Genomic DNA, 7451 nt, shown 5'->3' with positions numbered 1-7451 from the left:
CGGGCAGTAAGTCCGATGATTTTAGCTTTACCTCGGCATTGCCGCTGCAGGTGATGAAGGGCATGATGCCCATTATCACCCCTTATCTACAGCAACCTAAGGGCATGTGTGCGCTCCCGGAGTCAGCCACGGCGCCCTAGTGCCAATGACGCCAATTGAGCTCCCCCCCATACCCATAGTAGAAGGGGGGCCAATAGTCGAAGGGGGCTTAATCTTCGGCCGTCAGGTATTGCTTGCGGTCTAAATCATATTTGCGCATTTTGTCATAGAGGGTTTTACGGGGGAGTTCGAGCTGCTCCATGGTCAGTTTGATGCTGCCCTTATTGTGGCTTAAGGCTTCTTCAATCAACACTCGCTCAAAAAATTCCACGCGTTGTAACAATGACATACTCGAATGTAGGCGTGGGGTATTGCCTAGGCTGCCGGCAAAGGCCGCTTCTGCGCCCAGTAACACATAGCGCTCGGCCAGATTGCGCAGTTCGCGGACATTGCCCGGCCAATCGTAGGCGGTGAGCAGGGCATTGTGCTGGGCATTGAGGGCAATCAGCGCCTTGTGATAACGGGCTGAAGCAACCCGGGCAAAATGTAAAAACAGCAGGGGCACATCTTCGCGCCGCTCCCGTAGCGCAGGAATGGGCACGGTGACCAGATTCAAGCGGTAGAGTAAATCTTGGCGAAATTTTCCGGTATCACACAGTTTTTTTAAATCGACTTTGGTGGCCGCGATGACGCGAATATCTAAGTCTATGGCTTTGTTTGCCCCTAAGCGCACGACCTTGCGATCTTCTAATACCCGCAATAATTTAACCTGCAGCGATAACGGGGTGCTTTCTATCTCATCTAAAAACAGGGTGCCGCCGTTGGCATATTCAAATTTACCAATGCGCAGTTTATCGACGCCCGTAAAGGCGCCAGCTTCGGCACCAAACAGCTCGCTTTCAATCAGGTTTTCGGGAATGGCGCCACAATTAATGGCGACAAAATTGGCTTGGTTACGACGACTATGATCGTGTAAGTAGCGGGCCACGAGTTCTTTACCTGTGCCGGTTTCGCCTTCGATTAATACATCGGCGGGAGTATCGATCACTTGTTCAAGAATATGGCGCATGCGGTTGATGCCGACGCTGTGTCCGAGGATCCGTGGGCCTGGCAGACTTTGGCTTTCCAGTTCTTTTTTGAGTTGGCGATTTTCTAAGGTTAACGCGCGCTTTTCGAGGGCGCGCTTGACCACATCAAGGATATGCTCGTTATTAAAGGGTTTTTCCAGAAAGTCATAGGCGCCTTGTTTGAGGGCATGGACGGCCATGGCAATATCCCCCACGCCCGTCAGCAGTACTACCGGTAAATCGGGATCTTGTTGATGAATTTGTTGCATTAGGCTGATGCCATCGAGCTGGGGCATATTCACGTCCGAAATCACCATGCCGGCCCAGTCTTTGTCGAGTAATTTGGCGATACCTTTCGGCTCGGTGCTGGCGATGGCTTTGATCCCCTCGAGTTCAAACAGTTGTACCAGCACTGTGCCAATATGGGGTTCGTCGTCGATCACCAGTACCCGACAGTCTTGGATGGAATAGGGTGCACTCATTGTGGTAGACGTTCCTCAAGCAAATAAATGGGTAAATTAATCTGGAAAATTGCGCCACCTTCGGGGGCGTTGGCGACGGTGATTTGGCCCTGCATCGATTCGATGATGCGCTGAGAAATGGATAACCCTAGGCCCAAACCATGACGTTCATTCGTGGTAAAATAAGGCTCGAAGATTTTCTCCATTTGGCTTTCACGGACCCCCGGCCCGGAATCTTGGATCCGGATGCTAAATTTATCGGCAGCGGTGACGCGAATGGTCAGTTTACGTTGAAGCGATTGCTGCATCGCGACAATGGCGTTACTCATAATATTGACTAAAACCTGCTGCAATCTGACGTTATCCCCCCAAACCTGATATTGATCGTTGGGGAGTTCGACATCCAACTGGATACCTTGCTTGTCAATTTCTGGCTTGACGATGGTGAGGGCCTGAGTAATACAGCGCGCGAGATCGGTAGCACTGTCTGCACCCTGACTTTTACGGGTAAAACTTTTAAATTGGCTGACAATATCGGCCAGCCGGTCGGTCAACTCAATCATGATTTTAAGATTATCCTGCGCCTTATCCTGCATATTGCGGGCAAGCAGGGTTTGGGTGTTTTGCGCATAGCTGCGAAGGGCGGCCAGTGGTTGATTAAGCTCATGATTAATACTGGCCGATAAACTGCCGATGACGGTGAGTTTGGCCGCTTGGATTAATTCATCTTGGGTATCTTTGAGCCGTTCATTGGCTTGCTGCAGATCCTCCGTCCGTTCTTGCACCCGCTGCTCGAGTAAACTGTGGGCCAGTTGCATGCGCTGCAGGTTGCGCCGCCGCTCGGCGCTAAATAACCAGCTCAGGGCCAATAGCAGATAAATCGAGGCGGCCAGCAGCAACACTCCCGGTAGGGCATCGTTTAAGGGTTGCATGGGCGTGAGGATGTGGACTCGCCACAGCGCGCGACTCATCCATTGATGGGTGTCCATGTATTGGGCTTGCTCGCGGCCTTTAGTGATGTGGTAGAGGGCATCGCCCCTTGGTGCATTGTCAAGGTAGGCGGGCGTAATCTTAAGTTGGCCTATGGTGCGTTCGGCATAGCGTTTGGCGCCACTAATCGCATCCTGTTTTGCAGCCGTTAGTGGTGTGAGAGAGGTTAAGCGCCACTCATCAACGCTGGCAATAAAGACGATATTTTCAGGATCGCTAATTAAAAATTGGTATTGACCCGCAAGCGCCATACTGGTGCTTTGTTGCTCAATGTCGGCAATGTCCACTTTTACAATAATGGCACCGAGCACGCCCTGACTACCGGGTTGGTAAATCGGATAGGAGAAGTAAAATCCGCGTTTATCTGAGCTGGTGCCTACCGCATAGTAACGGCCTAATTTGCCGCTGATCGCCTCGGTGTAATAGGGTCTAAAAGAAAAATCCTTACCAACAAATGAAAAGCGCTGTTGCCAGTTGCTGGCGGCAATTGCAATCCCTAATGCATCCAGTAAATAGATATCTGAGGCTTCAGTAATATGCTGCACTTCTTCAAGGTAGAGATTGAGCGCGTGAATGTTTTGGGACTGCTGGGGTTCCTTTAAGGCATTGGCCAACATAGGGTTAGTGGATAGCACATGGGGAATGCTTTCGTAACGGGAGAGGGCGGCATCGAGAAAGTTAACTAATTCGGTTAATTGCCGTTCCGATTGGGTTTGGATCTCCAGTGTCCCTTGATGCCAATGCACCCAATAGGTCAGCTTGAGGGTGACGAATAAGCCCACGAGGAGCACTAGGGTCATTAACAGCCGTTTTTTGGCTATTTGCGTCATGGGCAGCATAACGAACAATCCTGAAAGTAGCGGTCAATTACAGTCTAAGGCGACATAAAATTAAGCGAGCCTGTGTAGGCTCGCTTAAAAATGCTGATAGATCAAGGAATAATCATCTTCAATCTAGGTTATCGCGAATGTCAGTTCCATTGAGCCAGCAGGTCTGGCAAGAATAGCGATATTTGCGGTACATAGGTGATAAGCAGCAAGAAGGCGAGCATAAACGCTAACCACGGCAACACGGAATGGATAACCCACCCAATACTGCGGCCGGTAATGCCTGAGGTGACAAACAGATTGAGCCCCACCGGCGGGGTGAGCATGCCAATTTCCATGTTGACCACCATGATGATCCCCAAATGGATTGGATCAATCCCCAGCTGTGTCGCGATAGGGAACAGGATGGGCGCCATAATTAAGACGATGGCAGAGGGCTCCATAAAGTTACCTGCAGCCAGTAGCAGCAAGTTAACAATAATTAGAAATCCCCAAGCCGGTAGTCCCATACCGACAATATATTCGGTAATGATGTGCGGGATCCGCTCTGTGGTGAGCACATGGGCAAATAGCATCGCGTTAGCAATAATGAATAACAGCATAATGCTGACTTTGGCACCATCGCGCACCACATGGCGCACTTCTTTGTCTAGCGGCGTTTTGATAAGCCCCAATACCATATGGCCTAAGTTACGTGCGATTGCATGGAAAATCGTTTCATTGGCGTTACGCCATGGCACATTTTTGAGCGGGCCAATATCGCGATAGCCAAAGACGGCAATCACGTAAGCGTACACGCAGGCAACCGCCGAAGCTTCTGTCGGGCTAGCAACCCCGCCGTAGATAGAACCTAACACGATAAAGATCAGCGCTAAACCGCCGAAGGCCTTGGCACTGGATATGCCTAATTTTTTAAACCCAGGGAAGGGCAGCGCGGGCAGGTTTTTAATTCTGGCGACGATATAAATGACGAGCATGATTAAAAAGCCGAGGAGTAAGCCCGGCACTAAGCCCGCCATAAATATTTTGGCAACCGAGACTTCCGTCGCGGCGGCATACACCAGCATCACAATTGAGGGCGGGATTAAAATGCCTAACGTGCCTGAGGTGGTGATCACCCCTGAAGCAAACTTTTCGGGGTAGCCGGCCTTTACCATCCCGACAATCACAATGGATCCAATCGCCGCCACGGTGGCAGGCGAAGAGCCCGATACCGCGGCAAATAGCATACAGGCCATGACTGATGCCATGGCTAAGCCGCCGCGAATATGGCCAACACAGTCCATGGCAAAATCAATAATGCGCCTTGCAACGCCACCCGTAGACAGGAATGCCGATGACAAAATAAAGAAGGGGATCGCCAGCAGCGTATAGTGCTCCGACGATGACTCATAGAGTTTGAGCGCCACCGAGGCCAATGAATCGTTAGAAAAAAATAAAATGGTCAGCATGCTCGAAAAGCCTAAGGCAATCGCAATCGGCATACCTAAAAACATGCACAGAAATAGGACGCTAAATAGCGTGGCAATGGCCATTATTTCATCTCCTTATGGGCCGAACCGGGCGTGTGCTCAGTATGCTGAGCACTGTCATCAATTAAATGCATACTTTCTTTGGCTTCATCGGCAAATTGCAGGCCTGAGACTTTATTGCGCACAATCCCAATAAAGAGTTCGGCAAATCGCCAAGTCAGCATACTAAAACCAATCAGCAGAATACTTTGGGATAACCACACCGGGACGGCACCATCTTCAACATCAATTTTGAGGATGTTCCAGGCCCAATCGGCATCCATACTGCTGAGCAGCCACGCCGGAAAATGGATATCCTCCATTGGCACACCAATTTGGTACATTTGGGAGAGATAAGACCAACTGCCCTTTAAAAACAGGCCGCAATAGACTAAGCACATCAATGTTGTAGCTAAGGCTGTGATTTTTTTAGCCTTAGGCGGTAGATTTTTGATAAAAGCATCGACACCAATATGGGCGCCGACTTTGACCCCATAGGACATCCCAAACAGCACAAACCAGCCGCACAGGGTTAAGGTCAGTTCTTGGATCCATAAAAAGCCCGTATCGAAAAAAAAGCGGGCGATAACTTCGGCAAACACTAACAGTGTCATCAAAGTGATCAATAGGTTAAGCATACCTTGTTCAAAGTAACCAAAAATTCGCGATATCACAGCATCACTCCCCCATGCTTAAGGACCGCTTAGCCACTAGCGAGGCTAAGCGGTTGTTTTATTATTGTTTATTTGCAGCTACCGCGGCTTCAATCACCTCTTTACCGACTTGATCTTCAAATTTAGTCCACACAGGCTTCATCACATCTACCCACTGTTGACGCTCAGCGGGGCTTAAGGTCACCAGTTGCGACAGTTTTGAATTGAGGATCAATTGTTTGTCTTCATTATCCTTTTCGGCGGCAATTTTGTTGCCCAGCGCAATCGACTCATCTAACGCCCCTTTGATAATTTTGCGTTTATCTTCTGGCAAACTTTTCCAGAAAGTATCAGAGGTCACGACCATGTAATCGAGCACGCCATGGTTACTCTCAGTGATATGGCTCTGCACTTCATAGAATTTTTGCGAGTAAGTATTGGACCAAGTGTTTTCTTGGCCATCGATCGCGCGAGTTTGTAATAGGGTAAATACTTCAGAAAACGGCTTTTTCACCGGAATTGCGCCCACCGCATCAAACTGCGCGGCTAACACATCAGATGCCATCACGCGGAACTTAAGCCCTTTGGCATCAGTAGGTTGTTTTAAAGGGGTATTTGCCGTGAATTGCTTCATGCCATTATGTAAATAACCTAAACCGACAATGCCTTTACGGTTCATCGAATCCAGTAATTTTTGGCCGGCTTCACCTTGTTGGAAGCGATTAACCGCTGCCATATCATTAAATAAAAAAGGTAAATCAAAGACTTGTAAGCGTTTGGTATAACGCTCAAATTTTGACAGCGACGGCGCCACCAATTGCACATCATTTAGCAGTAATGCAGCTAACTCATTGTTATCACCAAATAATTGCGAGTTAGGGTACACACTCACCTTGTATTCACCGGGTAAACGCTGTTCTACCAATTCCTTAAACTTAAGGGCCATTTGTCCCTTAGGGGTATTTTCGGCCACCACGTGGGAAAATTTGATTTCGACGGGGGCTGCAAAAGCGGTGACGCTGGTCGCAAACACAGAGGCAAGCGCCAACATTTTCACCAGTGTTTTTAATGGGCGAGTAACACTAACGGGTTGATCTAATCTCATTTTCAGTTCCTTTATTGTTGTTAGGATTGTCCTCAGTCTTGGTTAGTTTATTACCAAGTGTGAGTAGGAATACCGCCTAGCTTTCCCCGAGGCCTGATGAACTAAAAGGCAAATACCGCGCCAATGTCGAGAGATGTTTGTAAGTGTCTGGTTGTGTTGATGTAAATATTTAGTGATCGCTCACGTGGTGATTTTTGTGGGTGAGATCTCGCTCACGCTATCGCACCCTGTAGGCGGATTTCCACCCAGAGGGCATGACAACATCGGGCTCTCTTAACAGCAGCCATGCTGCTTAAAACGGCATAATTGGTTGCTTTTAGATCAAATGGGTCGATGTAAACGTGTACGGTCACTGAGCATTGCGCCGTTAACCTTGCCTTTTGTGGGAGAGAAATAAGTTTGATACTAAGGACTAAAGATGCATATTGAGGATTAAAGTATCAGACTAATAATGGCAGCTAACACATCGGTGGCTGCTATTTCAGCGAATGAGCAAAGCGTTATGCGAACTAAACTGAAGATTCTCTCCGTCGCCATAAGGCGAGTGCAGTGCAGGCAATGACGAGTAACAATCACGGTATAAAACCGGACAAGACAAGCGGTAATTTGGTGCAGGCTCAGGCAAAAACATCGATAAAATAGCCTCCTGCATTAAGAGCTGTATAACATTGCATCAATAAGCGCAAAAATAGCGCGACCAGTGATTTTTTCATTAAAAAGCGTTGACACTCGATCCAACCTCCCTATAATACGGCTCCACACAGCGAGGTCGATTAGCTCAGCTGGGAGAGCACCTCC

5 protein-coding genes are annotated in these 7451 nt (G+C 48.6%); all 5 read right to left on the bottom strand.

Features of this window, described 5'->3' with window-relative positions:
* Nucleotides 1–208: 208 nt before the first annotated feature.
* Complete coding sequence (locus ACRCZA_RS16405) at nt 209–1588, bottom strand: sigma-54-dependent transcriptional regulator (protein ID WP_438675449.1); 1380 nt, start codon at nt 1586–1588, stop codon at nt 209–211.
* The gene (locus ACRCZA_RS16400; protein ID WP_438675448.1) at nt 1585–3396 is read right to left on the bottom strand and encodes a sensor histidine kinase; all 1812 of its coding nucleotides are present in this window, start codon (nt 3394–3396) and stop codon (nt 1585–1587) included. Before ACRCZA_RS16400 ends, ACRCZA_RS16405 begins: the two co-directional genes overlap by 4 nt.
* 131 nt (nt 3397–3527) lie before the next feature.
* The gene (locus tag ACRCZA_RS16395; RefSeq protein ID WP_438675447.1) at nt 3528–4919 is read right to left on the bottom strand and encodes a TRAP transporter large permease; all 1392 of its coding nucleotides are present in this window, start codon (nt 4917–4919) and stop codon (nt 3528–3530) included.
* Nucleotides 4919–5569, bottom strand: a complete 651-nt coding sequence (locus tag ACRCZA_RS16390) for a TRAP transporter small permease (RefSeq protein WP_438675446.1) — start codon at nt 5567–5569, stop codon at nt 4919–4921. Before ACRCZA_RS16390 ends, ACRCZA_RS16395 begins: the two co-directional genes overlap by 1 nt.
* Nucleotides 5570–5630: 61 nt before the next feature.
* Complete coding sequence (locus tag ACRCZA_RS16385; protein ID WP_438675445.1) at nt 5631–6653, bottom strand: TRAP transporter substrate-binding protein; 1023 nt, start codon at nt 6651–6653, stop codon at nt 5631–5633.
* Nucleotides 6654–7451 lie beyond the last annotated feature (798 nt).

The sequence above is a fragment of the Shewanella sp. genome (assembly GCF_051658185.1).
GTDB lineage: Bacteria > Pseudomonadota > Gammaproteobacteria > Enterobacterales > Shewanellaceae > Shewanella.
This window is presented reverse-complemented; position numbering and strand designations above follow the sequence as displayed.

Bases quoted from the DNA above. Each gene is read 5' to 3' on its own strand.
- ACRCZA_RS16405 (WP_438675449.1), bottom strand. From the start codon at position 1,588: ATGAGTGCACCCTATTCCATCCAAGACTGTCGGGTACTGGTGATCGAC.
- ACRCZA_RS16385 (WP_438675445.1), bottom strand. From the start codon at position 6,653: ATGAGATTAGATCAACCCGTTAGTGTTACTCGCCCATTAAAAACACTG.
- ACRCZA_RS16395 (WP_438675447.1), bottom strand. From the start codon at position 4,919: ATGGCCATTGCCACGCTATTTAGCGTCCTATTTCTGTGCATGTTTTTA.
- ACRCZA_RS16400 (WP_438675448.1), bottom strand. From the start codon at position 3,396: ATGCTGCCCATGACGCAAATAGCCAAAAAACGGCTGTTAATGACCCTA.